Consider the following 26,590-nt stretch of genomic DNA (forward strand, 5'->3'; position numbering starts at 1 on the left):
GGCTACAACCTCGCCGCCCTCCCCCTCGCCGCCACCGGCCTCCTGAACCCCATGATCGCCGGCGCCACCATGGCCTTCTCCTCCGTCTTCGTGGTGGGCAACAGCCTCCGGCTCCGGACCTTCCGCTGACGCCCGCCCGCACCGCCCGGCCGCTCCCCACCCCCCGACGGGTGGGGAGCGGCCGGGCATCCCCGGGAGCGGGCCGGGGCCGGCGGCGCGGCGGCCCGCCACGGCCGTCGAAAAGTGCTGGCCGCCACCGCCCACCCGCTGGCATGCTGGCCGGGTGGAGAGACCGGAGATCTGGCTGAGCTTCGCCCCCGACCTGCACGTCTTCCTCCCCGCCGGGCGGCGGGCGGAGCGGTCCGCGCTGCGGACCGACGGGGCCGCGACGCTCGGACACGTGGTGGAGTCACTCGGCGTCCCGCTCACCGAGGTCGGCGAACTGCTCGTGGACGGGCGGCCGGTGGCCGCCGCGCACATCCCCGGGGACGGCGAGCTGGTGTCGGTGCGGGCCGTCCGGAGGCCGCAGGCATCGGCCGAGCCGCCCCGGTTCCTGCTCGACGTCCACCTCGGCACGCTCGCGCGCCGGCTGCGGCTGCTGGGCGTCGACGCCGCCTACGAGAACCCGGACATCGGCGACGCCGCGCTGGCGGCCCGCTCGGCCGCCGAACAGCGCGTGATGCTGTCGCGCGACCGCGGCCTGCTGCGCCGCCGCGAACTCTGGGCGGGCGCCTACGTCTACAGCCACCGGCCCGCCGACCAGCTGCGGGACGTGCTCTCGCGCTTCGCGCCCCCGCTCGCCCCCTGGAGCAGGTGCACCACCTGCAACGGGACGCTGCGCACCGTCGCCAAGACCTCGGTGCAGGACCAGCTCCGGGACGGCACCGAGCGGTCGTACGACGCGTTCGCGCAGTGCACCGACTGCGGGCAGGCCTACTGGCGGGGCGCCCACCACGCGACGCTCGACGCCATCGTGGCCGACGCCGTCCGCGAGTTCGGCCCCCCGGTCGTCGCCTGAGCGCCCCGGCCGCCTGAGCCCCTGGCCTCCGACGCGCTCACCCCGGGCCGGTTCAGGGGCGCAGCAGGCCCGCGGTGAGCGCGTCGGAGGCCGGGCCGAGGAGGTGCCGGGCGTTCGGCGCGGACTCCAGGCCGCGCACCAGGGCGAGGCCGATCTCGGCGGCCTCGGCCGGCCCCACCCGCGCGGACCGGCCCGGACCGGCGGGCGCGGCGGCGTCGGCGGCCAGTCCGGCCTCGGCGAACCACTCGGTGAACAGCCCGGTGAGCAGGCCCCGCAGCTCGGCGCCGAAGGCGGCACAGGCGGGGGCGAACAACCTGGCCCCGCCGTCCAGGAGTTCGGCGGTGTGCGGGGAGTCCCCGGCGAGCGTCAGGGCGAGGTCGAGCTTGGCGGCGAGCACGCCGCGGACGCGCTCGGCGTGGGGGGCGTCCGGCGCGGCGGCGGCCCGCCGGGCCCGCGCGAGCGCCTGCCGGTGCAGGCGCTCGGCGAGCCGGCGGAAGGCGTCGTCCTTGCCCCGGACGTACTGGTAGACCGCCGATCGGGACACGCCCATGGCACCGGCGATGTCGTCCATCGTGGTGCGCCGCACGCCGTACCGGGTGAGGCAGGCGTAGGCGGCGTCGAGGACTTCGTCCAGCCGGTCGGCGGCCACGGCCGTCAGGCCAGCTTCTTCAGCAGCTCGACGGCGAGCGGGGCGGCGGAGGCTGGGTTCTGGCCGGTGACCAGGTTGCGGTCGACGACCACCTTCGGGGCCCACGGCTCGCCCTCCTGGAAGTCCACGCCCGCCGCGACCAGGCGGTCCTGGAGCAGCCACTTCGCGTTGCCGGCCAGGCCGGCCTGGGTCTCCTCGGCATTGGTGAAGCCGGTCAGCCGGTAGCCGGCGAAGGCGTTGGAGCCGTCCGGCAGCCCGGCGGCCAGCAGCGCGGCCGGTCCGTGGCAGACCACGCCGAGCGGCTTGCCGGACGCCAGGGCGGCGACCAGCAGCCGGCCGGAGACGGGGTCGACGGCGAGGTCCTCCATCGGGCCGTGGCCGCCCGGGTAGAAGACGGCGTCGTAGTCGGCGAGGTCCACGTCCTCCAGCCGCACGGGGTGGCGCAGCTCCACGAAGGTGTCCAGCGCGGCCGCGACCTTCGCGGCGCCCTCCTCGCCGCCGTTGAACTCGGGGGCCAGGCTGCCCGAGTCGACGGTCGGGATCACCCCGCCCGGGGTGGCGACGGTGACCGTGTGGCCCGCGGCCCGGAACGCCTCGTACGGGGCGACGGCCTCGTCGGCCCAGAAGCCGGTGGGGTGCTGGGTGCCGTCGGCCAGCGTCCAGTAGGTGGCGCCGGTGAGGACGAAGAGGATCTTCGACATGCTGGGGGCTCTTCTCTGCGGGAGGGGCCGTCGGGCCCGGTGGACGGTCTGACGCCCTGGATGCACTGACGTTTCCGGTCCGGACCGTCAGTTCGGCGATGGACCCGACGATAGGCCGGGTGTCCCGGGTGTCACCAATGGCTGATCCGATGGCTGCCATAGGCATTCCAATGGGTGCCGGGGAATAGGCTTGCCGGGTGAACCGCCCCGACGCCGAGGAGTCCGCCGTGCCACCGGTGCCGCCACCGCTGCCGGCCGGGCCCGCCGACCTCAACCTGCTGCGCACCTTCCTGGCCGTCCACCGGGCCGGGTCGTTCACGGCCGCCGCCCAGGTGCTGGGCCTCTCCCAGCCCACGGTGACCACCCAGATCCGGGCGCTGGAGCGCCAGGGCGGGCGCGAGCTGTTCGAGCGGCTGCCGCGCGGGGTGGCCCCGACGCCGGTCGCCGACGAACTCGCCGCCCGGATCGCCGGTCCGCTGGACGCGCTCGCCGCCGCCACCGGCCCCGGCGCGCGCCCCGAGGCCGAGGGCGAGCCGGTCCACCTGGCCGGGCCCGCCGAACTGCTCGGCACACTCGTCCTTCCCGCGCTCGCCCCGCTGGTCGCCGGGGGCGTGCGGCTGCGGGTGACCGCGGGCCTGACCGAGCCGCTGCTGGAGGAGCTGCGCGCGGGCCGCCACGACCTGGTCATCGCGACGAGCAGACCGCGCGGGCGCGCCCTGTCGGCCGTGCCGATGGGCGACGAGGAGTTCGTCCTGGTCGCCGCGCCGGTCTGGGCCGAGCGCCTGGGCGGGCGGCTCGCGGCCGAGGGCCCGGCCGCCCTGCACGGGGTACCGCTGGTCGCCTACGCCGAGGACCTGCCGATCGTCCGCCGCTACTGGCGCCACGTGTTCGGCCGCCGGCTCGCCTGCCGGGCCGCCCTGACCGTGCCCGACCTGCGCGGGGTGGTCGCCGCGGTGGCCGCCGGCGCGGGCTTCGCGGTCGTCCCGCGCTACCTCTGCGCGGACCGGCTGGCCGACGGCCGGCTGGTGCTGCTGGACGACCCGGAGGACCCGCCGATCAACACCGGTTACCTCGTCGAACGCCCCGGCGCCGACCCGGACGGCCGGGTAGCCCGGGTCCGGGACCACCTGCTGGCGGCCGCCCGCACCTGGTGAGGGATCGCCGGCCGCCCGGGGCCGCGTCCCTTGACAGCCGGTTCGGCTGCTGGATTACTTGGCCCGTCGAACACTGACCGAATGATCGGTCGGCAGCTGAGCTGGGGCGGAGACGGCGGAGGAGACGCGATGAGCGCAGGAACGACCGGCCCGAACCCGCCGGGCGGGCGCCGGGGGGAGCCGCTCCCGGCCGAGCTGCTCGACGCCGGGGAGCGGATGACCGCCGGGGAGCTGGCCGAGCACCAGCTGCGGCACCTGCGGGCCACCCTGCGCCACGCGTACGACCACGTCGAGCTGTACCGGCGCAAGTTCGACGCGGCCGGGGTGGCCCCCGAGGACTGCCGCACGCTCGGTGACCTCGCCCGGTTCCCCTTCACCACCAAGGCCGACCTGCGGGAGAGCTACCCCTTCGGGATGTTCGCCGTCCCGGTGGAGGAGGTCCGCCGGATCCACGCGTCCAGCGGCACCACCGGCCGGCCCACCGTGGTCGGGTACACCGAGCACGACCTCTCGGTCTGGGCCGACGTGGTGGCCCGCTCCATCCGGGCGGCCGGCGGCCGGCGCGGCCACAAGGTGCACGTCGCCTACGGGTACGGGCTGTTCACCGGCGGTCTCGGCGCCCACTACGGCGCCGAGCGGGCGGGCTGCACGGTGATCCCCGCCTCGGGCGGGATGACGGCCCGGCAGGTGCAGATCATCCAGGACTTCCGGCCCGAGATCATCATGGTCACCCCCTCCTACCTGCTCACCCTGCTCGACGAGTTCGAGAAGCAGGGCGTCGATCCGCGGAGCACCTCGCTGCGGGTCGGCATCTTCGGCGCCGAGCCGTGGACGGAGGCGATGCGCCACGAGATCGAGGAGCGGATGGACATCCACGCCGTCGACATCTACGGCCTCTCCGAGGTGATGGGCCCGGGCATCGCCCAGGAGTGCGTGGAGACCAAGGACGGGCTGCACATCTGGGAGGACCACTTCTACCCGGAGGTGGTCGACCCGCTCACCGACCGGGTGCTGCCCGACGGCGAGAGCGGCGAGATCGTGTTCACCTCGCTGACCAAGGAGGCGCTGCCGGTCGTCCGGTACCGCACCGGCGACCTCACCCGGCTGCTGCCTGGGACGGCCCGGCCCGCCTTCCGGCGGATGGCGAAGGTCACCGGCCGCTGCGACGACATGATCATCCTGCGCGGGGTGAACGTCTTCCCGACCCAGATCGAGGAGATCCTGCTGCGCACCCCCGCCGTGGCGCCGCACTTCCAGCTCCGGCTCACCCGGCAGGGCCGGCTGGACCGGATGGCGGTCCGGGTCGAGGCCCGCCCGGACGCCGCGCCCGAGCAGCGCGAGGCCGCCGCCGCGGCGATCGCCCGGGGCGTGAAGGACGGCGTGGGCGTCACCGTGGAGGTCGAGGTGGTGGAGCCGTACACCCTGGAGCGTTCGGTGGGGAAGATCCGCCGGGTGGTGGACCTGCGGGAGCGGTGAGACCGCCGGCGGCCCCGAGGGCGCCGCCGTCCGCACAGCCGCCCGTGCCGCCGTCCCGCGCCGCGCGCGAACGGGTGAGCGCTCTACGATGTGGCCATGAGCGGGAGCGTGCGGCTGTCAGGTGCACATCGGTCGCAACAGCCGGTCGGCGGGCCGCGGCCGGACGACGCGGAGCGCCCGCCCGGCGACGAGCGGCTGGAGACCGCCGCCGCCGTCCTCGCGCTGCTCGCCGACCGCACCCGGCTCGCGCTGCTGCAGCGCCTGGGCGAGGGCGAGGCCGACGTGACCACGCTGACCGAGGCGTGCGGTGCGGCGCGGCCGTCGGTCAGCCAGCACCTGGGCAAGCTCCGGCTGGCGGGCCTGGTCACCACCCGCAAGGACGGGCGGCGGGTGGTCTACGCCCTGCGGCACGGGCATCTGCGCCGGCTGGTCAACGAGGCGCTCAATGTCGCCGACCACCAGATCAGCGGGCTGCCGCCGCACGACTGAGCCACCGCACGACCGAGCCGCCGCACGACTGAGGGCAGCACGACTGAGCCGCCGCACCCGGCGGCCGTGGCCCCGCGCCCGGCCGGTCCGTGACGGGGGGTCGGTCACCGGAAGGTGCCCCGGTCACCTGAAAGTGCGTTCTTCTCCGCCCGCGCCTCCCGTGCCTAGGGTGAGCGGGCGATCGGCGGCGAGTGCCGCCGCGGTCCGGACGATACGGAGCACCCATGGCCATCCTGAAGACCTACGCCCGCCTCTGGGTGGACAGCCTCGACGCGGCCCTGCCGCTGCTGCGGACGCTCACCGGCGCCGAGCCCGACCTGCGACTGGGCTTCGAGGCCGTCGAGCTGGCGGCCGTCGGGGACTTCCTGGTGATCGCCGGTACGGCCGGGGAGCGCGCCCGGTACGCGCACGCCACCGCGACCGTCGTGGTCACCGACCTCGACGAGCTCCGGGCCACCCTGCTGGCCGCCGGGGCGGTGATCACCACGCCCGAGACGCCCGCGCCGACCGGCCGCTTCCTCTACGCCCGGCACGCCGACGGCGCCGAGATCGAGTACGTGGAGTGGACGGCGGATCTGGTCCGGCGGATCGTCCGCCCCGCGCCGTAGCGCGGGCCGCCGTCAGGCCCCGGCGCCGCCCGCCCGCTGCGGCCCGTCCGCCGCGCCCGGCCCACCGTCCGTGCCGGGGCCGTCCGGCCCGTCGTCCGCCGGGGTCTCGGCGCGCTCCTCGGCGGCGCGGACCTGCCCGGCGAAGTCCTCCGCGTCGATCCGCTCGACCGTCGCCCCGTGCCGGGCGGCGAACTCGTCGGCGGCGGCCGGGGACGCCTCGCGGATGTCCAGCACCAGCACCGCCGCTCCGTCGGGTACCCGCGGCGAGAGCACGATCAGCCCGGCCCCGCCGGTGGCGGCGCGGCCCTCCTCGGCGGCGTTGCCGAGCGCCGCGCCGGCCGCGAACCCGAGCAGCGAGCCGATCGGCCCGCCGAGCAGCCCGATCAGGCCGCCGACCACGCCCGACCCCACCGTGGCCACCCCGGCCCCGCGCGCGTAGCCGTCCTTGGTCTCCAGCAGGCCGTCGGCGGAGCGCTCCAGGACGGCGGCCTGCCGGAGTCCGGGCAGGTGCTCGGCCTCCTCGAACGCGGGCCGGCAGGCGGACGGGTCCGGGAAGGTGAGCAGGACGACGTTGTGCTGGTCGGTCATCGCGGTCCGATCGGGTCGGGGCTGTGTTCCCTGGCCTCCCATCCTGACGGCGGGCGGGCGGGCCTGCCACAGGAATGCGGGTGTCCCCGCGGCCCCCGCCCCGGTGCGGACGCCGGGCCGGTCCGGCGCGCGAGGATGGTGCCCATGGCGAACACGAGCGTGCGGATCAGGATCGAGGCCACCGACCTCCCGGGGCGCAGCTGCCCCGCGGCGCCGGGGTTCCCGGGCTACCAGGACATCCATGTCGCCGTGCAACGGCGCGGCCGGCCGGGCGAGTTGCTCGACCCGCAGCCGGGCGACGCGGCCCGGGCGGGCTGGACCCTGGAGTGCGCCGCGAAGCCGCTCCCGTCGGGAGTGGACCTGCTCGGCCCGTACGTCCAGGGCGGTCCGGGGGCGCGGTTCGTCTACCTCTCCTGGATCGCGAGCGGCCGCACGGACGGGGTCGCGGCCGGGCCGGAGGGCTTCACGATGTTCCGCCGGGCCAAGCTGATGCTGGCGGCGGTCGATCCGGACACCGCCGACGCGGCCGTGCGCGGCGGCACCCTGGTGGCCCGGCTCGGGCTGACCGACGTCAAGGGGCACCCGCTCTGCGCCGCCGTCCGGCCGCCGCTGGTCGCCTGGTCCGCCGGACCGGCCGGGGCCGGGGCCGGAGCCTGACGGCCGGTGCCGGGACGTGGCGAAGGGCCCCGCCGGGAGCGGGGCCCTTCGCCGGCCGTGCCGGGTGCGAGCGGTGCCTACTGCGTGGTGCTACCGGTACTGCGTGGTGCCTACTGGTACTGCTCGGTGCCTACTGGTACTGGGTGGTGACGGTGGCGCCGTTGAAGCCCTGCTGGGCGTAGAGGCTGAAGTAGACCCAGCCGGACGGCGGGTTGGTGATCGTCAGCGTCTCGCCGTTCCCGGCGTTGGCGGACTTCGCCAGGTAGGAGCCGGTGGTGGCCCAGCTGCCGCCGTTGTAGTACAGGTCGGCGTTGCCGGAGCCGCCGGTGGTGGTGACGGTCAGCTGCTTCACGCCGGCGGGCAGGTACAGGAAGCTGTAGCTGTAGTTGCCGGTGGCGGCGGCGACGTTGTCCCGGCGGCAGTTCTTGTCGAACTGGCGGGTGTCGGCGGCGCCGCAGAGCGGGGCCTGGTCGGCGGGCAGGGTGCCGCAGTTGTCGGCCGCGCAGGCGGTCAGCCAGCTCGCGAAGTCGGCGTCGTACCGGGTGCCGATGGTGGAGGTGAGCAGGGTGCGGGCGCCGGCCCAGTCGCCGACCCGGTACTTGGCGAGCAGCGCGTTGACGTCCTGCGGGTGCGACTGGAGCATGTACCGGACGGCCAGGTAGCCCCAGTTGTAGATCCGGGTCGAGTCGGCGTTGTCGTAGGTGGTGTCGAAGAGCGCGCTCAGCTTGTAGGTGCCCTTGCCGGCCTCGGTGATGGCGGCGGCGTAGCGCTCGCCGCGGTAGCTGTACGAGATGTACTCGGCGATGCCCTCGACCCACCAGATGGTCGGGGTGGTCATCCCGGCCTCGAAGTCACCGGCCATGTTGTAGCGGCCGTCGAGGTAGTGGGTGTACTCGTGGTTGAGGTTCCAGATCTGGAAGGCGGGGCGCAGCCAGTCGGCCTCGTGGGCGATGAAGCGGGCCTGGTTGCCGGCCGCGGCCGGGTTGCCCTCCTCGTACATGCCGCCGTTGTCGACCGCGATGTTGTACATGAGCCAGGCGTACAGCGAGTAGTTGTAGTAGTCGTCGAAGGCGACGACCTCCAGGCTGGTGTTCAGGTCGCCGGGGATCGGGCCGTTGTCCTTGATGACCTTGTGGAAGGCGGCGTCCTCGTTGACCAGGCTGGTGCAGGTGTCGGCCAGCTGCTGGGCCGTCATGTCCTGGGCGCGGATGCGCAGGTTGGCGTTGCAGGTGTGGTCGACGGTGAGCACCAGCGGGACGAGCCGCTTCGGCAGGTCACAGGTGCCGTAGACGGTGCAGTTGCCGGCGTCCTTCTTCTCGGTGAACCAGACCAGGTTCATGGTGAGCGGGCCGGTGGCGCCGACCAGCGGGTAGCGGTTGATCAGGTCCTTGACCAGGGGGCGCCCCTGGGCCCGGAGGCCGTCCACGGCGACCAGGTTGCCGAGCTGCATGCCGATCCGGGTGACGACGTCGCCGCCGTTGAGCATCGCGCCGTTGCGGGTGACGAAGCCGGCCCAGGCGGTGGCGATGGACGGGTCGGCCTGGAGGGCGGCGACGAAGCCGCGGTCGCCGTGCTCCAGGTCGAAGCCGCTCTCGATGACCCACTCGACGTGCTGCACGGCGAGGTCCATCGAGGCCGGCCAGGTGCTGTTGTAGCCGGCGAGCAGCCGCTTGACGACGCCGGCGTACCGGCCGTTCTCGTGCGAGCTGTCGATCAGCGTGACGGCCTCGTTGAGGGTGGCGCCGTTGGCCTCGGTGACGTCCTGGCTGTGCGGGGCGGCGAAGAAGGCGTCCAGCGCGCCGCGGATCGAGGTCTGCAGCGGGGCGCCGTAGCCGCCGACGGAGGCGGCGTTGTTCTCCTGCACGTAGTAGCCGGCCCGCAGGAACATCACCAGCTGGCCGATCGAGGCGCTGTTGTTGCCCGCGTAGCCGGCCGAGGCGGTGCGCAGCGCGTCGGCGACGGTCACCATCTGGGCCTCGCGGAAGACCTTGCCCGCGTCCGCCCCCGTGAGGTTGAACAGCGGGTAGGTGCAGGTCACGTCGGGGAGCGCGGTGAGCTGCTGGACCAGTGCGCCGCCCGAGGCGCCGAGCACGCCGGAGAGGTTGCAGTCGACGGCCGCCGGAGCCGCGGAGAACTGCTTGGCGCTCTTGCCGCCCTTGCTGTCGGCGGCCGGCGCGGCCTCGGTGGCCGGGTGGGCGGTGCTCGCCCTTCCGGTGCTCTCGGCGGCGAGCGGGCGGTCGCCGGTGCTCGCGTCGGGGGACTTGGGCACCGGGATCGCCTTCGGCGCGGCCGCCGGGGTGGCTCCGGCGGCGGCGGCCTTGGCGGGCGCGGCCGGGCCGACCGGGGCGGCGTGGCTCTGGGGGGCGAACAGGCCGAGCGCGAGGAAGAAGGCCGCGCCGAGTGCGGGCACTCCGCGCAGGGTGGCCTTGGATATCCGGGAGGGACGCATCTGTGGGGGCCTCCGGGGCCGTTCGTGGCCGCGTTGTTGGGGACGCGACCGCCGATGTGTGACATGTAAAATGGCACATGTCGCACGGCGGCGGGAAGACCCCGGATCGGATTGCCCCCCGCCGCAACCGAAACGTTGTCAGGAGGCGGTCGGGGCAGGGTCGGCGCGGAGGGAGCGGGTCAGGCGGCCCGGGTCGCGGCGAGCGGGGTGAGCGCCGCGAACTCCAGCGGGGCGGACGGGTCGATGGAGAGGTCGGCCGGCGCCGGCTCGGCGCCCGCCCGCACCAGCAGGTCGCCGATGGCGGCGACCATCGCGCCGTTGTCGGTGCACAGCCGCAGCGGCGGCACCCGCAGGGTGATCCCGGCCGAGGCGCAGCGCCGCTCGGCCAGCTCCCGGACGCGGGAGTTGGCCGCGACGCCGCCGACCACCACCAGGGTGGTGATGCCGTGGTCGGTGCAGGCGCGGACGGCCTTGCGGGTCAGCACGTCGGCGATCGCCTCCTGGAGCGCGGCGGCCGCGTCGGGGACGTTCGGCTCGCCGCCGGTGGCGCGCCGCGCCTCGACCCAGCGGGCGGCGGCGGTCTTGAGGCCGGAGAAGGAGAACGCGTACGGATCGTCATGCGGCCCGGTGAGCGGGCGCGGCAGCCGGACGGCGCGCGGGTCGCCGTCGCGGGCGGCGCGGTCGACGGCGGGGCCGCCGGGGTAGGGCAGGCCGAGGATCCGGGCGACCTTGTCGAAGCACTCGCCGGCCGCGTCGTCCAGCGTGTCGCCGAGGTGGACGATCCGGTCCCGGGCGAGGTCGCGGACCAGCAGCAGGGAGGTGTGGCCGCCGGAGACGATCAGCACCACACACGGGTTCGGCAGCGGCCCGCCGTCCAGTGTCGCGGCGGCGACGTGCCCGGCCAGGTGGTGGACCCCGTAGAGCGGGACGCCGAGCGAGAAGGCGTACCCCTTGGCGGCGGCCACGCCGACCTGGAGCGCGCCGGAGAGCCCGGGGCCGGCCGTCACGGCGACGGCGCCGACGTCGGCGAGGGTGAGCCCGGCGCGGTCGAGCGCCTCGCGGACCACCGGCGCCATCGCGTGCACGTGCGCGCGGGCGGCGATCTCGGGCACCACGCCGCCGAAGCGGGCGTGCTCGTCCATGCTGGACGCCACCGCCTGGCCCAGCAGGACGCCGTCGCGCACCAGCCCGGCGCCGGTCTCGTCGCAGGACGATTCGATCCCCAGTACCACCGGCGATCCGGCCACCCTCGTCCACCCGACCTTCGTTGCTCCGACCAAGACTGCACTGGTTACGCAGTTGCGACCATTGTGCAATAGGTGTGGCGCGGGGCATCCCCCGGGGTGTTCGGAATATGCAGGAGCCCATGCTTCGTTTCTGCAACTGATACGCAATAGTGTGTTTCCGGCACGATCGTCATCGTTGAACTCGCCGAAAGGGGCCGTGTCCTGATGGGCACCTACACGCTTCCCGACCTGCCGTACGACTACTCCGCGCTGGAGCGGGCGATGTCCGCAGAGATCCTGGAGCTGCACCACTCGAAGCACCACGCGGCGTACGTCAAGGGCGCCAACGACACCCTGGAGCAGCTCGCCGAGGCGCGCGACAAGGAGCAGTTCGGCGGCCTGGTCGGCCTGCAGAAGACCTTCGCCTTCCACCTGTCCGGCCACGTGCTGCACTCGCTCTTCTGGGAGAACCTCTCGCCGGAGGGCGGCGACCGCCCCGAGGGCGCGCTGGCCGACGCCATCACCGAGCACTTCGGCGGCTTCGAGGCCTTCAAGAAGCAGCTCACCACCGCCACCACCGGCCTCCAGGGCTCCGGCTGGGGCATCCTCTCCTGGGAGCCGCTGGGCCAGCGCCTGATCGTCGAGCAGGTCTACGACCACCACGGCAACGTCGGCCAGGGCACCACCCCGCTGCTCGCCTTCGACGCCTGGGAGCACGCGTACTACCTGCAGTACCGCAACGTCCGCCCGGACTACGTCACCAAGCTCTGGGACGTCGTCAACTGGCAGGACGTCTCCACCCGCTTCGCGGCGGCCACCGCGGCCTGATCCGGCGCGTGCGGTAGTGCGACGGCCCCGGGCCGCGTGCGGTCCGGGGCCGTCGGCCGTTGGTCAGGGGGTGCCGTCCGCGATGCGGGAGGCGACGGTCGGCCGGCTCGGATCACCCGTCGAGTGGGCGTCCGCAGGCAGCCGCCGGACCGGATCCTCGACCTCGATGGTCAGCCCGCGATGGCCCGTGATCCCGTCACCCCGCCGCGTTCGTGCGTTTGGCGAGCTTCACCAGCTCCGGTGGTGCGCCTCGGCCTGCGACGAGGATGAGTTCACGGATGGTCTCCCGTGCCGCCACATGGGTCCGGACGTTCTCCGGGGCCAGCTCCTCGGCGCGCAGCAGGCAGTCGAGGGCCTCGCCGAGGTGGCGCCTCTGCGCGTGCGCTCTTCCGAGGTCGACCAGGAGCCTGGACCTCCGCTCGGGCGAGAGTCGCCCGGCGTCGATGCGGTGGCCCAGGTCCAGGGCCTCGCCCGCGTCGCCGAGCTCGACGGCCGTCGAGACGGCCTGGATCTCGACATTGGTGGGGCCGAACTCCAGATGGAAGTCGTTGCGGTCCTCGCCGAGTCGAGCCGCGACCGCGCGGGCGTTGTCGAGTTCGTTCCGTGCCCGGTCGCGTTGGCCGGCGCGAGCCGCGGCCAACGCGAGAACCAGGTGGAGAGCGCCGAGTACGGAGAGGGCCTCCGGCGGCGGGTCGGTTGCCGAGACGTATGACCGCAGGGCGGCCACCGCACCTCCGGCCGCGTGTTCTGCCTGGTCCAGCCGCTGAAGCCGGACGAACGCGTGGGCCAGCCGATAGATGCCGGCGAACACGTGCAGGGGCTGCCCGGACTTCTCGGCCGCATGGACGGCTCGATCGGCTGCCACCCACGCCGCATCGGCTTCGTCCTGGCGGACGAACGCGGCTGCGACAGCCTGGTAGGCCTGGCTGAGGAGGATGTGGACCGCTGGGCGTGCTGCCGGGGCCGCCGTCCGTGATGCCCTTTCCAGTCGTGGCATGACATCGGCGATGGCCGTGCTCAACTCGGCGAATCGCGCGCTGTGTGTCAGGTCCCAGAGGTCCTGGACGGCGATGGCGAGCCCGTCGAGGTCGGGATCTTCCGGCAGGAGGCTCTCACCGAGCAGCAGATCGAGAGCTGGATGCCCCGAGAGCGACAGCCGTACCAGGTCAAGGTCGTTGGACCGGTCCGCCGTCGAGAGCGCGGGTGCAGCGGGCGACGGTGCCTCGGGCCGCAGCGTCTGAATCGACACGCCGAGGCCGTTCGCCAGCAACTGGAGGACGTCGAGGCGGACCACCGGCTGAACACCCCGCTCGACCTGCGACACCCAGCTGGCGGTTCGGCTGATGGCAGCGGCGAGTTGTTCCTGCTTCAGCCCGCGACTCTTGCGGAGCTGGGCGACCCGGATGCCGAAGGCCCGCCGCTCCTCAGGGTTCACCGGGCGGCCAGGTCGCCGGACGAGCCCTTACCGGCGATCTCGTCCAGGAACGTGACCTCGAACGATTCGAGGTACTGGCCGCGCTCTGCCAGGAACCGGCGGACGTGCGGTTGGCGTTCATGCGCCTCGAACGCTTCGCGGTCGGCGTACAGCTCGTAGAAGACTCGAACGTGTGGTTCCTCCGGCACCGCGTGGTTGACGTAGACGAGGGTGCCGGGCTCCTCGGAACGAATCCCTTCGAGCGCCTCCCCCGCCAGCTCGTCGAAGGCCTGGGCCGCCGCCGCGTCGCGAGCGACGAAGCGCACAACAAGACCGAATCCCATGGAACTCCCCTTCCTGTATCGGCTGAGTCTCGCACGACTCGATGAAGGACTGCGAGTAGCAGAGCTTCTTGACTCGCAGATTCCCTGTGACTACTTTGGGTCGCGAGTCGGTCGCCGAGTGCGACTGGTGGAGTTCCTTTTCGCCGCCGTCCACCGGTGGCCACTACCCCGTGGGTGGATCGGAGGGCCGTTGGCGCTCCGATCCACCCGGAGCGATGGAGGAGCAATGGGGTGGAACATGATCGTCAGTCCGCTCGGCACCGCGCGGTTTCCGGTTCCGTTGGAGTGGGGTGTACCGCCGGGGGTGGAGGCGGTACCGGCGGCGCGGCGGATGGTGATGGCGATCGTGCGGGACTGGGGCGTGCCGCTCCCAGCCGATGCGCTCCAGGACGTGGAACTCTGTGCGAGCGAGGTGATCGCGAACGCGCTGGTGCACACCGCGGAGCGCTGCGTGGTGACCGTCCGGCGCCGTGCCGGACGGTTGCGGGTGGAGGTCGCCGATGGGTCCGTGGTGCTCCCGCGACAGGAGCGTGACGCCGAATCGTGCGGTGGCCGCGGACTGTTGTTGGTGGAGGCGTTGGCGCACGCCTGGGGGTGGCAGCCGGTGGGTGCGGGCAAGGTGGTCTGGTTCGAGTTCCTGGAGAGTCGTGAACCGCCGTGCCCCACCCGCGGGTGGGGCACGGCGTACGGCCTTCGCGCGCTGCCCGAGGCGGCGTAGTGGCGGGCCTCGACAGGTCGACCGTCGCACGCCTGGTGTGGTGGTTCTTCTTCTCCGCCGTTGTGACGGCCGGGTTCGGCATGGGGTGGGACCGCTGACGAGTGAGGGCGGGCGCGGCGGTGGCCCGAGTGTCGACGCGGAGCCGCTCGGCCTGATCCGGCGCGGGCGGTAGCGCGACGGCCCCGGACCGCGTGCGGTCCGGGGCCGTCGGCCGTTGGTCAGGGGGTGCGGAAGGCGTCCAGGAGGCGCTGGGCGGCCAGGCTCGCCGGGAGGGTGCCCTCGCGGACCTCGCGTTCCAGGGCGGGCGCCAGGCGGCGGACCTCCGGGTGTTCGTGGAGCTGGGCGAAGAGCTGGTCGTGGACCATCGCCCAGGTCCACTCGACCTGCTGGTCGCGGCGGCGGGCCTCCAGCGCGCCGGTCGCGTCGAGGACCTTGCGGTGTTGCTGCAACCGCTCCCACAGGGTGTCCAGGCCGGTGCCGTCGCGGCCGCTGCAGGTGAGGACCGGCGGCGTCCACGGCGCGTCCGGGGCCTGCAACAGCCGCAGCGCGCCGGCGAGTTCGCGGGCGGCGGCCTTGGCGTCGATCTCGTGCGGGCCGTCCGCCTTGTTGACGGCGATCACGTCGGCGAGCTCCAGCACGCCCTTCTTGATGCCCTGCAGCTGGTCCCCGGTGCGGGCCAGCGAGAGCAGCAGGAAGGAGTCCACCATGCCCGCGACCGCGGTCTCCGACTGCCCGACGCCGACCGTCTCGATGAGGACCACGTCGTAGCCGGCGGCCTCCATCACCACCATCGACTCCCGGGTGGCCCGGGCCACCCCGCCCAGCGTGCCGGAGGTGGGGGAGGGGCGGACGAACGCCGCGGGGTCGACCGCGAGCCGCTCCATCCGGGTCTTGTCACCCAGGATCGAGCCGCCGGTCCGGCTGGACGTCGGGTCGACGGCGAGCACCGCGACCTTGTGCCCGAGGGCGGTGAGCCGGGTGCCGAAGGCGTCGATGAAGGTCGACTTGCCGACACCGGGGACGCCGGTGATGCCCACCCGGACCGCGCCGCCCGCGTGCGGCAGCAGCCGGGTGAGCAACTGCTGCGCCAGCGCGCGGTGGTCGGGCCGGGTGGACTCCACGAGGGTGATGGCCCGCGCGATGAACGCGCGCGAGCCCTCCCGCACCCCCTGGGCGTACTGGTCGAGGTCGATCGTCCGGGGCGCCATCGTTCAGCGGCTCACAACTCGTGGCCGAGGTCGGCGGCGAGCGACTTCAGCAGGTCGAAGGCGGCCTCCGGGATCACCGTGCCGGGCGGGAAGACGGCGGCCGCCCCGGCCTCGTAGAGGGCCTCGAAGTCGCCCGGGGGGATGACCCCGCCGACCACGATGGTGATGTCCTCCCGGCCGGCCTCGGCGAGTTCGGCGCGCAGCGCCGGCACCAGGGTGAGGTGGCCGGCGGCCAGCGAGGAGACGCCGACGATGTGCACGTCCGCCTCGACGGCCTGGCGGGCGACCTCCGCCGGGGTCTGGAACAGGGGACCGACGTCGACCGTGAAGCCGAGGTCGGCGAAGGCGGTGGCGATCACCTTCTGGCCGCGGTCGTGACCGTCCTGGCCCATCTTGGCGACCAGGATGCGCGGACGCCGGCCCTCGGCCCGCTCGAACCGCTCGACCAGGTCACGGGTGCGCTGGAGGGGGGCCGACGGCCCGGCTTCGTCTCGGTACACACCGGAAATGGTACGGATCTGGCCCGAGTGCCGGCCGTACACCTTCTCCAGGGCGTCCGAGATCTCGCCGACGGTGGCCTTGGCGCGGGCCGCGTCCACGGCCAGCGCGAGCAGGTTGCCGTCCAGGCCGCCGCCGCGCTGCGGACCGGCCTCGGCGGCCCGGGTGAGCGCGTGCAGGGCGGCCTGGGTGACGGCCTCGTCGCGCTCCTCGCGCAGCCGGCGCAGCTTCTCGATCTGGCGGGTGCGCACCGAGGAGTTGTCGACCTTGAGCACGTCGATCTGCTCGTCGCTGTCCACCCGGTACTTGTTGACGCCGATCACCGGCTGGCGGCCGGAGTCGATCCGGGCCTGGGTGCGGGCGGCGGCCTCCTCCACGCGCAGCTTGGGGATGCCCGCGTCGATGGCCTTGGCCATGCCGCCGGCCGCCTCCACCTCCTGGATGTGCTGCCAGGCGCGGCGGGCCAGGTCGTGGGTCAGCTTCTCGACGTACGCGGAGCCGCCCCACGGGTCGATCGACCGGCAGGTGCCGGACTCCTGCTGGAGCAGCAGCTGGGTGTTGCGGGCGATCCGGGCGGAGAAGTCGGTCGGCAGCGCCAGCGCCTCGTCGAGCGCGTTGGTGTGCAGCGACTGGGTGTGGCCCTGGGTGGCCGCCATCGCCTCGACGCAGGTGCGGGTGACGTTGTTGAACACGTCCTGCGCGGTCAGCGACCAGCCGGAGGTCTGCGAGTGGGTGCGCAGCGACAGCGACTTGGCGTTCTTCGGGTCGAACTGCTTGACCAGCTTGGCCCAGAGCAGCCGGGCCGCGCGCAGCTTGGCGACCTCCATGAAGAAGTTCATCCCGATCGCCCAGAAGAACGACAGGCGCGGCGCGAAGGCGTCCACGTCCAGCCCGACGTCCAGGCCCGCCCGCAGGTACTCCACGCCGTCGGCCAGGGTGTAGGCCAGCTCCAGGTCGGCGGTGGCCCCGGCCTCCTGGATGTGGTAGCCGGAGATGGAGATCGAGTTGTACCGCGGCATCTTCTGCGAGGTGTACGCGAAGATGTCCGAGATGATCCGCATCGACGGCTGCGGCGGGTAGATGTAGGTGTTGCGGACCATGAACTCCTTGAGGATGTCGTTCTGGATGGTCCCCGCGAGCTTCTCGGGCGCCACCCCCTGCTCCTCGGCCGCGACGATGTACAGCGCCAGGACGGGCAGTACCGCGCCGTTCATGGTCATCGACACCGACATCTTGTCCAGCGGGATGCCGTCGAAGAGCTGGCGCATGTCGTAGATGGAGTCGATCGCCACGCCGGCCATGCCGACGTCGCCGGTGACCCGCGGGTGGTCGCTGTCGTAGCCGCGGTGGGTCGGCAGGTCGAACGCGACCGACAGGCCCTTCTGGCCGGCCGCCAGGTTGCGGCGGTAGAAGGCGTTGGACTCCTCGGCGGTGGAGAAGCCGGCGTACTGCCGGACCGTCCACGGCTGGTTGACGTACATCGTCGGGTACGGGCCGCGCAGGTACGGGGCGATGCCGGGGTAGGTGCCCAGGAAGTCCAGGCCCGCCAGGTCGTCCGCGGTGTAGAGCGGCTTGACGCCGATGCCCTCGGGGGTGTCCCAGAGCTGCTCGTCGACGTCCTTGCCGGTCGCCTGCCGCCAGGAGGCGCGCCACTGCTCGCCGGTGACGTCCGAGCGGTCGTCCGCGTCCAGCCCGATTCCGGTGAAGTCGGGGATCATCAGGCCACTCCGCTTTCGTCGGTGATCTCGTCCAGGAGCGAGGTCAGGACCGCGACGGCGTCGCCGCCCGCGAAGACGAACCCGTCCACGCCCGCCCGCTCGTACGCCTCGCGCCGCTCGCCGGGCCGGCCGGCCAGCAGCACCCGCCGGGCGCCGGCGGCCTTGAGCGCCGCGGCCACCGCCTCGGCGTGCTCGCCGTACACCTGGTCGCTGGAGCAGAGGCAGGCCACCCGGGCGCCGGAGGCGGTGAACGCCCCGGCGGCCGCGGCCGCGACGTCCGGCCCGGTCAGCGCGGTCTCGGCGGCGGTGGTCGCGATGCCGCCGGCCTGGAACAGGTTGGCCGCGAAGGTGGTCCGCGCGGTGTGGGCGGAGGCCGTCCCGAGCGAGGCCAGGAAGAGCGCCGGCCGGGCCCCGGTGGCGGCCAGCCGGGCGTCCGAGCGGGCGCGCAGCGCCTCGTAGGCCTCGGACCGGCGCACCCGCGGCAGACCGCCGCCGGGCCCGGCCGGGGCCGGCTCGCGGACCAGCGGCTGCTCGCCGAGGTTCGGGAACTCGCTGACGCCGGTGATGGGTTCGCGCCGCTTGGCGAGCGCCACCGAGCGCTCCGCCCAGGTGGCGGCGATCCGCTCGCCGACCAGGCCGGAGCCCAGTGCGGCCTGCTGGCCGCCGGCCCGCTCGATCTCCTGGAACCAGGCCCAGGCGGCGTGCGCGAGCTCGTCGGTCAGCCGCTCCACGTACCAGGAGCCGCCGGCCGGGTCGACGACCCGGGCCAGGTGCGACTCCTCCAGCAGGATCGCCTGGGTGTTGCGGGCGATCCTGCGGGCGAAGGCGTCGGACAGGCCGACCGCGCTGTCGAACGGCTGGACGCTCACCGCGTCCGCGCCGCCGACCCCGGCGGCCAGGCAGGCCACCGTGGTGCGCAGCATGTTCACCCACGGGTCGCGCTCGGTCATCATCACGGCGGAGGTCACGGCGTGCTGGCGCTGCGCCGAGGCCTCCGGCGCGGCCCCCGACACCTCGGCCACCCGGGCCCAGAGCCGGCGCGCGGCCCGGAATTTGGCGATCGTCAGGAACTGGTCGGCGTCGGCCGCGTAGCGGAACTCCAGCTGGCCGAGCGCGGCGTCGACCGGCAGCCCGGCGGCGGTGAGGGCCCGCAGGTAGGCGACGCCGGTGGCGAGGGAGCAGCCGAGCTCCTGCGCGGGGGAGGCGCCGGCCTCGTGGTAGGGGAGGGCGTCGACGACGAGGGCGCGCAGGCCCGGGAAGCCCGCGGCGCAGCGGGCCGCGAGGGCGGTGGCCCCGGTGAGCAGCGCCTCGGTGCGCCCGGCCTGGCCGGTGCGGGCCTGGAGGCCCAGCGGGTCGGCGCCGAGGTTGCCCGCGGCGGCGCCGGCGGACACCTCGCGCTCCTCGTAGAGCTTGAACAACTGCTCGGCGGCTTCGGCGAATTCCGGGCCGGCGTCGAGCACGATGCCGGCCAGGTCGAGGTAGACGCCGGTCAGCACGTCGGGCAGGGCCGAGACCGGCAGGGCGTCGCCGCCCAGCTCCAGCCAGAGCGAGCTGCCGCCGTTCTCCAGATCGGCCAGCACGGCCTCGTTGGCCCGGCGCGGGTCCGGATCGGTGTGCCGCTGGCGGACGTCCCAGCCGGAGACCGTGCTGCCCTGCGGCCGGCCGCCGCGGACGAACGGCGGGAAGCCGGGGTAGCCGGGCTCGGCCGGGGAGTCCTCGGCGGTGTACAGCGGGCGGGCGCGCAGCCCGTCCTGGAGTGCGGTGGTGAGCGCCTGCTCGGCCGCTGCGCCGTCCGCGGGCTGCGCACCCGACTTTCGCAACACGCTCTCGACGAGGTGCTGCCACTGCTCGCGGTGTGCGGCCGGGAATTCGGCGGCCAGGGGAAGCCCTTCGGGCGGGACCGTCATGCCCCGCAGGTTAGCGCTCGTTTGCGTCGGCGCAGCAGAGGCCGAGGGTGTGACCTTGCCCTCGCTTTCCGCTTCCTCGCACTTCAGAGGGGTCGGCGGCGTCCAACTGCGGGGAAAGCGGTCGGGGAGTTTCTCAGGGTGTGGACAGTGGCGCGGCCGGGCCGGGGGGCGCGCTACGGCGGGCGGGTTGCGGAACCGTGCCGGCTATCTATTAAGTTGCTTAGTAGAAGCCGTCGGGGATGTACCCCTGCGCCTGCTTCGCCCTGCCCTGCCCACTCCTGTCCCGTCCGGTCCCGTTCGCGGGGCCCGCCGGCCGGGGTGACGCGCCGTCGTGCCGCCGTGCCACGTGAAGGAGCCCACCGCCATGGGAAAGCGCCGAAAGCCCAGCCCGCCCGGTCGGGCCCGGATGGCGGTCATGAGCACGGCGCTGGCGGGCGGCGCGGTGCTCGCGGCCGGTACCGCGCAGGCCGAGCCCGCGCCCACGCCCGACGCCGTCAAGGAGCAGGTCGACCGCCTCAACGAGGAGGCCGAACAGTCGATCGAGCGCCACAACGGCTTCCAGGAGAAGCAGCAGCGGCTCCAGGGCGAGGCCAACCGGATCCAGGACGAGGTCGTCCGGGGCCAGGAGGCGATGAACGAGCTGCGCACCCGGCTGGGCGCCGTCGCCGCCGAGCAGTACCGCACCGGCGGCATCGACCCGTCCGTGCGGCTGATGCTCGACTCCGACCCGGGCGGCTACCTGGCGAAGGCCTCGGCGCAGAACCAGGTCCTTGACTCCCAGGCCGCGCTGCTCGCGCAGGCCCGCAGCGAGCAGCGCCGGCTCGACCAGGACCGCGCCGAGGCCGCCGCCACCCTTGCCGAGCTCGACGCGGCCGGCACCGCGCTGGCCGCGGAGAAGAAGGCGATCCAGGGAAAGCTCGCCGCGGCGCAGGCGCTGCTGAACCGGCTCAGTGCCGCCGACCGGGCCAAGGTCAACGCCCAGGACGCCGCCGGCCGGGCGTCCCGGGCCACCGAGCGCCCCGCCTACGACGGCCCGGCCACCGGCCGGGCCGCGGCGGCCGTCCGGTTCGCCTACGCGCAGCTCGGCAAGCCCTACGTCTGGGGCGCCACCGGACCCTCCGGCTTCGACTGCTCCGGTCTGACCGGCGCGGCCTGGCGGGCCGCCGACGTCAAGCTGCCCCGGATCTCCCAGGACCAGTGGAAGACCGGCCAGCGGGTCGCCCGCGGCGACCTCCAGCCCGGTGACCTCGTCTTCTTCTACCCGGACCTGCACCACGTCGGCCTCTACATCGGCGAGGGCAAGATGATCCACGCGCCGCGCACCGGCAAGAACGTCGAGGTGCTGCCGATCGACGTGATGCCGTACGTCGGCGCCGTCCGCCTGTAGCGGCGGGCCGGACCCGCCGTCCGACCTGCCCACCCGCCCCGCGCCGACCCGCCGTCCGACCCGCCGAACGCCCCGCGCCGACCCGCCGTCCGACCTGCCCACCCGCCCCGCGCCGACCCGCCGTCCGACCCGCCGAACGCCCCCGGTTCCGACCGGGGGCGTTTGCCGTTCGGCATCCCTGGTGTTGATCTGACGTTATGAAGTCGATTTCTTGCAAAGTCCTGTCGACATCTTGTGGCCCTCTGTTGCGCGGTGGTTAAGTGGCGGAGCCGCCGGACGAGCACCGCGGCGCCCCCACCACCCATGCCTGCAGAAGGGCCGTCCGCCATGAACAGAACCGGGCTCCGCCGGAGAACCGCCGCCGTCGCCGTGGCCGCAGGACTGGCCTTCTCCTCTGCCGCGTGCGGCAGTTCGGACGACAGCGGGGCAGCCGGCGCGGCGCCGTCCGGCGGTGCCGGCTCGGCCCTGGACCCGAACGCGAAGGTCACCATCAGTGTCGACTGCCAGCCCCCGGTCACCAAGGCCGCCGAGCGCAAGCAGTGGGCCGAGGACGTCGAGGCGTTCCACCAGCGCTACCCGAACGTCACGATCACCAGCAAGGACGCCTCGCCCTGCGAGGAGCCCGCGCCGTTCACCGCCCAGCTGAAGGGCCGGACCCAGACCGACGTCTTCTACACCTACTTCACCGACCTCGACCAGGTGCTGGACGAGGGCGCGGCCGAGGACATCTCCGGCTACGTCGACGAGACGACCGTGCCGGCGCTGAAGGACATCGACCCCTCGGTGCTCGCCACGCTCAAGGACGGCGACAAGCTCTACGGCCTGCCCACCTCGAACTACAAGCTGGGCCTGCTCTACAACCGCAAGCTGTTCAAGCAGGCCGGGCTCGACCCGGACAAGCCCCCCACGACCTGGCCGGAGATCCGCGAGGCCGCGAAGCGGATCGCCGCGCTCGGCAACGGGATCAACGGCTACGGCGACTACAGCGCGACCAACCAGGGCGGCTGGCACTTCACCGCCGAGCTGTACGGGCTGGGCGGCCGGATGGTCGGCGAGGACGGCCGGAAGGCCGCGTTCAACACCGCCGAGGGGCGGCAGGTCCTGCAGACCCTGTACGACATGCGCTGGACCGACGACTCGATGGGCTCCGCGCAGAGCCTCAAGTGGCCCGACCTGATGACCCAGATGTCCACCGACCGGCTCGGGATGTACATCGGCGCCCCGGACGACATCACCTACATGGTGCAGACTCTCAACGGGGACTACGCCGACTACGGCATGGGGCCGATGCCCGGTGGCAAGGCCGCGCTGCTCGGCGGCAACGACTACATGGTCAAGAAGGGCTCCAGCCCGGACCAGATCAGGGCGGCCGTCGCCTGGGTGAACTTCAAGTTCCTCACCCAGGGCAAGGGCCAGTTCGACTACGCCCGGACCAAGGCGGACGGCCTGCCGGTCGGCCTCCCGCAGCCCTTCTTCCTCACCGGCGCCTCGCTGGAGCAGGACAACCGGGCGAAGGCGGCCAGCGCCACCGTCCCGGTCCAGAACTACGCGCCCTACCTCGCCGCGTCCGTGCCGGGCCGCACCGAGCCGGCCCACGCGCAGCAGATCTACAAGGTGCTCGACAACGCGATGTCGGCCGTGCTGACCGACAAGGGCGCCGACGTCGCCAAGCTGCTGAACGACGCCGAGACCCAGGTCAACCAGGTACTGGCCAGCCTCCAGTAGCGAACGGGCGGGGCCGGCTCACGGCCCCCGGCCACCGACGGCCACCGGTGAACAGCGACGGACAGCGACGGACAGCGACGGACAGCGACGAAGCGGAGAACGAGGGATGGCAGCGATCAGTGTCGCCGGGAAGGCGGCCCGGCCCACCAGTGAGCCCCGGCGGCGCGGCCGGCTGGGGCGGGGGCTGCGGCGCAACCTCACCGCGCACGGCTTCCTGCTCGGCGCACTGCTCTGTTTCGGCTTCTTCACCTGGTACCCGATGGTCCGTGAAGTCGTCATGAGCTTCCAGCGGACCAGGCGGGGCCGGACCAGCTGGGTCGGCCTGGACAACGTCGACCAGCTGCTCCAGGACCCGGCGTTCTGGCAGGCCTGGCGCAACACCCTGGTGTTCACCCTGCTGGCGCTGGTGTTCGGCTTCGCGGTGCCGTTCCTGGTCGCCGTGCTGCTGAACGAGCTGCGGCACGCCAAGGCCTACCTGCGGGTGCTGGTCTACCTGCCGGTGATGATGCCGCCGGTGGCCTCCGTGCTGCTCTTCAAGTACTTCTACGACCCGGACCACGGGTTGTTCAACAGCGTGCTGCGGGCGCTCCACCTGCCGACCTCGGCCTGGCTCGACTCGCCCGACACCGCGCTGCTCTCGGTGGTCATCGCCTCCACCTGGATGAACATGGGCGGCGCCACCCTGATCTACCTGGCGGCCCTCCAGGGCATCCCGGGGGAGCTCTACGAGGCGGCCGAACTGGACGGCGCCGGCCTGTGGCGCCGGATCTGGCACGTGACCGTCCCGCAGACCAGGCTGGTGCTCTCGCTCCTGCTGCTGCTCCAGATCGTCGCCACCATGCAGGTGTTCGTCGAGCCCTACCTGCTGACCGGCGGCAACGGGCCGCAGGGCTCCACCATCACCGTGGTCCACCTCGTCTACCAGTACGCCTTCAACTTCAACAACTACGGCGCCGCCTCGGCGCTCGGCCTGATCATGCTGCTGGTGCTGGCCGGATTCTCCGCCCTGTACGCGCGGCTGTCGCGCGAGGCCGACTGACCCGGGGCCGACCGCCCCGGGGCCGACCCGGGGCCGTCCAGTCCCGGACCACACCCGACCAGACCCATGGGAGCCCCGGTGCAGCCGCAGACCCGGACGCTGATCTCGCAGACCCAACTCGACCGCCCACGCGGCCGACTGCTCTACCGGCTGACCCTGGTGGTGACCGTCGTGGTCTTCACCCTGGTCTTCCTCGGCCCGCTGTACTGGCTGGTGACCGGCGGCCTGAAGTCCACCGCCGAGGTGGTCCGCAACCCGCCCACGCTCTTCCCCGCCGAGCTCCACCCGGACACCTACGCGACCGCGTGGAGCAGGCTCGGCCTCGGCCGGCTGCTCTTCAACACGCTGTACTACGCCTTCGGCGCGCTCGCCTTCCAGCTGGTCCTCGACGTGGCGGCGGCCTACGCGCTGTCCAAGCTGCGGCCCGTCCTGGGCAATCTGATCCTCGGCATGATGCTGGCCACCCTGATGATCCCGGCCGCGGTGCTGGTCGTCCCGCAGTACCTGACCGTCCTGGACCTGCCGCTGCTGCACGTCAACCTGATCAACACGCCCTGGGCGATCTGGCTGCCGACGGTGGCCAACGCCTTCAACATCTTCCTGCTGAAACGGTTCTTCGACTCCATCCCGGAGGACCTCATGGCGGCCGCCGCGATCGACGGGGCCACCCCGCTGCGCGCCCTGCGCTCCATCGTGCTGCCGATGTCCCGGCCGATCCTCGGCGTGGTCTCGATCTTCGCCGTGGTGAACGTCTGGAAGGACTTCCTCTGGCCGATGCTCGTCCAGCCCGACCCGGCCCGGCAGACCCTCAACATCGGCATCAAGTCGCTCTCCACGGGCGTGCCGCAGAACGTCGTCATCGCGGCCCTGGCCATCGCCTCGGCGCCGACCGTTGTCTTCTTCCTGATCTTCCAACGCAACATCATGTCCGGGCTCACCTCGGGTGGACTCAAAGGCTGACCGGCCCGGGCGCCGATCCGAAAGGACCCACCGTGGGACAGCAATCCCGGCTCCCGTTCGAGACCCCGCACTGGTGGCGCGACGCGGTGATCTACCAGGTGTACCCGCGCAGCTTCGCCGACGCCGACGGCGACGGCACGGGGGACCTCGCCGGTGTCCGCAGCAGGCTGCCCTACCTGGCCGACCTCGGCGTCGACGCCGTCTGGTTCAACCCCTGGTACCCGTCCCCGATGGCCGACGGCGGCTACGACGTCGCCGACTACCGGGGCGTGGACCCGCTGTTCGGCACCCTCGCGGACGCCGAGCAGCTCATCGCGGAGGCGCTCGGCCACGGCATCCGCACCATCGTGGACATCGTGCCGAACCACGTCTCGGACCAGCACCCGTGGTTCCGGGCCGCGCTCGCGGCGGGCCCCGGCAGTCCGGAGCGCGAGCTGTTCCACTTCCGCGCCGGGCGCGGCCCGGACGGCGAACTGCCGCCCAACGACTGGGTCTCCGAGTTCGGCGGCCGCCCCTGGACCAGGACGGCGGACGGCGCGTGGTACCTCCACCTGTTCGCCGCCCAGCAGCCCGACCTCAACTGGGCCCACCCCCGGGTGCGCACCGAGCACGAGGAGATCCTGCGCTTCTGGTTCGACCGGGGCGCGGCCGGCGTCCGGATCGACTCCGCCGCGCTGCTGGCCAAGGACCCGGCGCTGCCCGACTTCGTCAAGGGCCGCGACCCGCACCCGTTCACCGACCGCGAGGAGCTGCACGGCGTCTACCGCTCCTGGCGGGCCATCGCCGACAGCTACCCGGACACCCGGATCCTGGTCGGCGAGGTCTGGCTGCCGGACGCCGAGCGCTTCGCCCGGTACCTGCGCCCGGACGAGCTGCACACCGCCTTCAACTTCGACTTCCTGGCCCGCCCCTGGGAGGCGGCCGCGCTGCGCGAGTCGATCGACACCACGCTCGGGCTGCACGCCCCGGTCGGCGCCCCGGCCACCTGGGTGCTCGCCAACCACGACGTCACCCGGACGGTCACCCGCTACGGCCGCCGGGACACCCGGTTCGACTTCGCCGCCAAGGCCTGGGGCACCCCGACCGACCGGGAGCTGGGCCGGCGCCGGGCCCGGGCGGCGGCGCTGCTCTCGCTGGCCCTGCCCGGCGCGGTCTACCTCTACCAGGGCGAGGAACTCGGCCTGCCCGAGGTCGAGGACCTGCCGCCCGACCGCCTCCAGGACCCGATGCACCTGCGCTCCGGCGGTACCGACCCGGGCCGCGACGGCTGCCGGGTACCGCTCCCCTGGTCGGGCGACCGACCCCCGTACGGGTTCAGCCAGGCTCCGGCCGAGCCCTGGCTCCCGCAGCCGGCCGACTGGGCCCCGCTCACCGTCGAGGCCCAGTCGGCCGACCCTGGTTCGATGCTCGCGCTCTACCGCGCCGCGCTGCGGCTGCGCCGCGCCGAGGACGCCCTGCGCGGCGAGGCCTTCGGCTGGACCACCGCTCCCGGCGAGGTGCTGGCGTTCCACCGCGGCGCCGGCTTCCAGTGCGTGGTGAACCTCGGCGCCGCGCCGCACCCGCTGCCCGCGCACCGCGCGGTCCTGCTCGCCAGCGGCCCGCTCACCGCGGGCGGGCTGCTCCCGCCCGACACCGCGGTCTGGCTGCGCGTCGCCTGACCGCCCGGGGCGGACACCCCCCCGCCCGGTCCGCCCCCGGACCGGGCGCCGCCCCGGCCCGCCGCTGCCCTCCCGGAGCCACGGATGGCCCGCTCACCCCCGCACGCACCCGGTCCTGACGGCCGGACAGGGCCCCACCCCCCCACCCCCATCCACGCGTTCGGACGAGAC

At 73.5% G+C, this 26,590-nt stretch carries 23 protein-coding genes; 13 read left to right on the forward strand and 10 right to left on the reverse strand.

Annotated features, from left to right (window positions below):
- The first annotated feature begins 283 nt into the window (after positions 1-283).
- Positions 284-1,018, forward strand: a complete 735-nt coding sequence (locus tag ACZ4UX_RS34295; RefSeq protein ID WP_359808149.1) for a Mut7-C RNAse domain-containing protein — start codon at positions 284-286, stop codon at positions 1,016-1,018.
- 52 nt (positions 1,019-1,070) lie between these two features.
- Here ACZ4UX_RS34295 and ACZ4UX_RS34300 read toward each other — a convergent pair whose 3' ends face one another.
- Positions 1,071-1,667: a TetR/AcrR family transcriptional regulator gene (locus tag ACZ4UX_RS34300; RefSeq protein WP_465709495.1), complete on the reverse strand. Its 597-nt coding sequence runs from the start codon at positions 1,665-1,667 to the stop codon at positions 1,071-1,073.
- 5 nt (positions 1,668-1,672) lie between these two features.
- On the reverse strand, positions 1,673-2,368 hold the full coding sequence (locus tag ACZ4UX_RS34305; RefSeq protein ID WP_329486573.1) for a type 1 glutamine amidotransferase domain-containing protein: 696 nt from the start codon (positions 2,366-2,368) through the stop codon (positions 1,673-1,675).
- 248 nt (positions 2,369-2,616) lie between these two features.
- Here ACZ4UX_RS34305 and ACZ4UX_RS34310 point away from each other — a divergent pair, with 248 nt between their 5' ends.
- The 4 genes from ACZ4UX_RS34310 to ACZ4UX_RS34325 all read left to right on the forward strand — a co-directional run bounded on the left by ACZ4UX_RS34310 (position 2,617) and on the right by ACZ4UX_RS34325 (position 6,095).
- Positions 2,617-3,522, forward strand: coding sequence for a LysR family transcriptional regulator (locus ACZ4UX_RS34310; protein ID WP_352297971.1), 906 nt, complete (start codon positions 2,617-2,619; stop codon positions 3,520-3,522).
- Between the two features lie 129 nt (positions 3,523-3,651).
- A complete protein-coding gene (paaK, locus tag ACZ4UX_RS34315; RefSeq protein ID WP_465709496.1) occupies positions 3,652-4,998 on the forward strand; it encodes a phenylacetate--CoA ligase PaaK in 1,347 nt (448 codons plus the stop codon).
- 96 nt (positions 4,999-5,094) lie between these two features.
- Entirely contained in the window at positions 5,095-5,487 is a 393-nt protein-coding gene (locus tag ACZ4UX_RS34320) for an ArsR/SmtB family transcription factor (RefSeq protein WP_465709497.1), read from the forward strand.
- A gap of 224 nt (positions 5,488-5,711) precedes the next feature.
- The gene (locus tag ACZ4UX_RS34325; RefSeq protein ID WP_465709498.1) at positions 5,712-6,095 is read left to right on the forward strand and encodes a VOC family protein; all 384 of its coding nucleotides are present in this window, start codon (positions 5,712-5,714) and stop codon (positions 6,093-6,095) included.
- A gap of 12 nt (positions 6,096-6,107) precedes the next feature.
- Here the strand turns inward: ACZ4UX_RS34325 and ACZ4UX_RS34330 are convergent, their stop codons facing one another.
- Positions 6,108-6,683, reverse strand: coding sequence for a histidine kinase (locus ACZ4UX_RS34330; protein ID WP_465709499.1), 576 nt, complete (start codon positions 6,681-6,683; stop codon positions 6,108-6,110).
- Positions 6,684-6,827: 144 nt separating this feature from the next.
- On the opposite strand from ACZ4UX_RS34330, the gene ACZ4UX_RS34335 reads away from it, so the two are divergent.
- The gene (locus ACZ4UX_RS34335; protein WP_465709500.1) at positions 6,828-7,340 is read left to right on the forward strand and encodes a DUF5990 family protein; all 513 of its coding nucleotides are present in this window, start codon (positions 6,828-6,830) and stop codon (positions 7,338-7,340) included.
- Between the two features lie 130 nt (positions 7,341-7,470).
- Here ACZ4UX_RS34335 and ACZ4UX_RS34340 read toward each other — a convergent pair whose 3' ends face one another.
- Positions 7,471-9,789, reverse strand: a complete 2,319-nt coding sequence (locus ACZ4UX_RS34340; RefSeq protein ID WP_465709501.1) for a M9 family metallopeptidase — start codon at positions 9,787-9,789, stop codon at positions 7,471-7,473.
- Positions 9,790-9,968: 179 nt separating this feature from the next.
- A complete protein-coding gene (gene tsaD / locus ACZ4UX_RS34345) occupies positions 9,969-11,036 on the reverse strand; it encodes a tRNA (adenosine(37)-N6)-threonylcarbamoyltransferase complex transferase subunit TsaD (protein ID WP_465709502.1) in 1,068 nt (355 codons plus the stop codon).
- A gap of 204 nt (positions 11,037-11,240) precedes the next feature.
- Between tsaD and ACZ4UX_RS34350 the strand changes: the two genes are divergently transcribed.
- Complete coding sequence (locus ACZ4UX_RS34350) at positions 11,241-11,843, forward strand: superoxide dismutase (protein WP_465709503.1); 603 nt, start codon at positions 11,241-11,243, stop codon at positions 11,841-11,843.
- Positions 11,844-12,039: 196 nt separating this feature from the next.
- Here the strand turns inward: ACZ4UX_RS34350 and ACZ4UX_RS34355 are convergent, their stop codons facing one another.
- Complete coding sequence (locus ACZ4UX_RS34355; protein WP_465709504.1) at positions 12,040-13,278, reverse strand: helix-turn-helix domain-containing protein; 1,239 nt, start codon at positions 13,276-13,278, stop codon at positions 12,040-12,042.
- Entirely contained in the window at positions 13,275-13,601 is a 327-nt protein-coding gene (locus ACZ4UX_RS34360; protein ID WP_465709505.1) for a putative quinol monooxygenase, read from the reverse strand. The genes ACZ4UX_RS34355 and ACZ4UX_RS34360 overlap by 4 nt, the downstream gene beginning before the upstream one ends.
- 238 nt (positions 13,602-13,839) lie before the next feature.
- Here ACZ4UX_RS34360 and ACZ4UX_RS34365 point away from each other — a divergent pair, with 238 nt between their 5' ends.
- Positions 13,840-14,319 (forward strand): ATP-binding protein, encoded by a 480-nt coding sequence (locus ACZ4UX_RS34365; RefSeq protein WP_465709506.1) that lies wholly within the window; start codon positions 13,840-13,842, stop codon positions 14,317-14,319.
- A 218-nt stretch (positions 14,320-14,537) separates the two neighbouring features.
- Here ACZ4UX_RS34365 and meaB read toward each other — a convergent pair whose 3' ends face one another.
- Genes meaB through ACZ4UX_RS34380 form a run of 3 tightly spaced genes read right to left on the reverse strand, consistent with a single transcriptional unit; the run spans position 14,538 to position 19,650 of the window.
- Positions 14,538-15,527: a methylmalonyl Co-A mutase-associated GTPase MeaB gene (gene meaB, locus ACZ4UX_RS34370; protein WP_465709507.1), complete on the reverse strand. Its 990-nt coding sequence runs from the start codon at positions 15,525-15,527 to the stop codon at positions 14,538-14,540.
- An 11-nt stretch (positions 15,528-15,538) separates the two neighbouring features.
- Positions 15,539-17,743, reverse strand: coding sequence for a methylmalonyl-CoA mutase (gene scpA, locus ACZ4UX_RS34375; RefSeq protein WP_465709508.1), 2,205 nt, complete (start codon positions 17,741-17,743; stop codon positions 15,539-15,541).
- Positions 17,743-19,650 (reverse strand): methylmalonyl-CoA mutase subunit beta, encoded by a 1,908-nt coding sequence (locus tag ACZ4UX_RS34380; protein ID WP_465709509.1) that lies wholly within the window; start codon positions 19,648-19,650, stop codon positions 17,743-17,745. Before ACZ4UX_RS34380 ends, scpA begins: the two co-directional genes overlap by 1 nt.
- Before the next feature lie 364 nt (positions 19,651-20,014).
- Here ACZ4UX_RS34380 and ACZ4UX_RS34385 point away from each other — a divergent pair, with 364 nt between their 5' ends.
- The 5 genes from ACZ4UX_RS34385 to ACZ4UX_RS34405 all read left to right on the forward strand — a co-directional run bounded on the left by ACZ4UX_RS34385 (position 20,015) and on the right by ACZ4UX_RS34405 (position 26,419).
- On the forward strand, positions 20,015-21,037 hold the full coding sequence (locus ACZ4UX_RS34385) for a C40 family peptidase (protein WP_465709510.1): 1,023 nt from the start codon (positions 20,015-20,017) through the stop codon (positions 21,035-21,037).
- A gap of 327 nt (positions 21,038-21,364) precedes the next feature.
- On the forward strand, positions 21,365-22,762 hold the full coding sequence (locus ACZ4UX_RS34390; RefSeq protein WP_465709511.1) for an extracellular solute-binding protein: 1,398 nt from the start codon (positions 21,365-21,367) through the stop codon (positions 22,760-22,762).
- Between the two features lie 106 nt (positions 22,763-22,868).
- On the forward strand, positions 22,869-23,801 hold the full coding sequence (locus ACZ4UX_RS34395) for a carbohydrate ABC transporter permease (protein ID WP_465709512.1): 933 nt from the start codon (positions 22,869-22,871) through the stop codon (positions 23,799-23,801).
- Positions 23,802-23,867: 66 nt separating this feature from the next.
- A complete protein-coding gene (locus ACZ4UX_RS34400) occupies positions 23,868-24,761 on the forward strand; it encodes a carbohydrate ABC transporter permease (RefSeq protein ID WP_352288653.1) in 894 nt (297 codons plus the stop codon).
- A 32-nt stretch (positions 24,762-24,793) separates the two neighbouring features.
- Entirely contained in the window at positions 24,794-26,419 is a 1,626-nt protein-coding gene (locus ACZ4UX_RS34405) for a glycoside hydrolase family 13 protein (RefSeq protein WP_465709513.1), read from the forward strand.
- Positions 26,420-26,590: the final 171 nt, after the last annotated feature.

Source organism: Kitasatospora sp. NPDC028961, assembly GCF_055564815.1.

Bases quoted from the DNA above. Each gene is read 5' to 3' on its own strand.
- ACZ4UX_RS34390 (WP_465709511.1), top strand. From the start codon at position 21,365: ATGAACAGAACCGGGCTCCGCCGGAGAACCGCCGCCGTCGCCGTGGCC.
- ACZ4UX_RS34395 (WP_465709512.1), top strand. From the start codon at position 22,869: ATGGCAGCGATCAGTGTCGCCGGGAAGGCGGCCCGGCCCACCAGTGAG.
- ACZ4UX_RS34305 (WP_329486573.1), bottom strand. From the start codon at position 2,368: ATGTCGAAGATCCTCTTCGTCCTCACCGGCGCCACCTACTGGACGCTG.
- ACZ4UX_RS34385 (WP_465709510.1), top strand. From the start codon at position 20,015: ATGGGAAAGCGCCGAAAGCCCAGCCCGCCCGGTCGGGCCCGGATGGCG.
- ACZ4UX_RS34330 (WP_465709499.1), bottom strand. From the start codon at position 6,683: ATGACCGACCAGCACAACGTCGTCCTGCTCACCTTCCCGGACCCGTCC.
- ACZ4UX_RS34365 (WP_465709506.1), top strand. From the start codon at position 13,840: ATGATCGTCAGTCCGCTCGGCACCGCGCGGTTTCCGGTTCCGTTGGAG.
- paaK (WP_465709496.1), top strand. From the start codon at position 3,652: ATGAGCGCAGGAACGACCGGCCCGAACCCGCCGGGCGGGCGCCGGGGG.
- ACZ4UX_RS34340 (WP_465709501.1), bottom strand. From the start codon at position 9,789: ATGCGTCCCTCCCGGATATCCAAGGCCACCCTGCGCGGAGTGCCCGCA.
- ACZ4UX_RS34350 (WP_465709503.1), top strand. From the start codon at position 11,241: ATGGGCACCTACACGCTTCCCGACCTGCCGTACGACTACTCCGCGCTG.
- scpA (WP_465709508.1), bottom strand. From the start codon at position 17,743: ATGATCCCCGACTTCACCGGAATCGGGCTGGACGCGGACGACCGCTCG.
- ACZ4UX_RS34335 (WP_465709500.1), top strand. From the start codon at position 6,828: ATGGCGAACACGAGCGTGCGGATCAGGATCGAGGCCACCGACCTCCCG.
- ACZ4UX_RS34320 (WP_465709497.1), top strand. From the start codon at position 5,095: ATGAGCGGGAGCGTGCGGCTGTCAGGTGCACATCGGTCGCAACAGCCG.
- ACZ4UX_RS34400 (WP_352288653.1), top strand. From the start codon at position 23,868: ATGGGAGCCCCGGTGCAGCCGCAGACCCGGACGCTGATCTCGCAGACC.
- meaB (WP_465709507.1), bottom strand. From the start codon at position 15,527: ATGGCGCCCCGGACGATCGACCTCGACCAGTACGCCCAGGGGGTGCGG.
- ACZ4UX_RS34360 (WP_465709505.1), bottom strand. From the start codon at position 13,601: ATGGGATTCGGTCTTGTTGTGCGCTTCGTCGCTCGCGACGCGGCGGCG.
- ACZ4UX_RS34325 (WP_465709498.1), top strand. From the start codon at position 5,712: ATGGCCATCCTGAAGACCTACGCCCGCCTCTGGGTGGACAGCCTCGAC.
- ACZ4UX_RS34380 (WP_465709509.1), bottom strand. From the start codon at position 19,650: ATGACGGTCCCGCCCGAAGGGCTTCCCCTGGCCGCCGAATTCCCGGCC.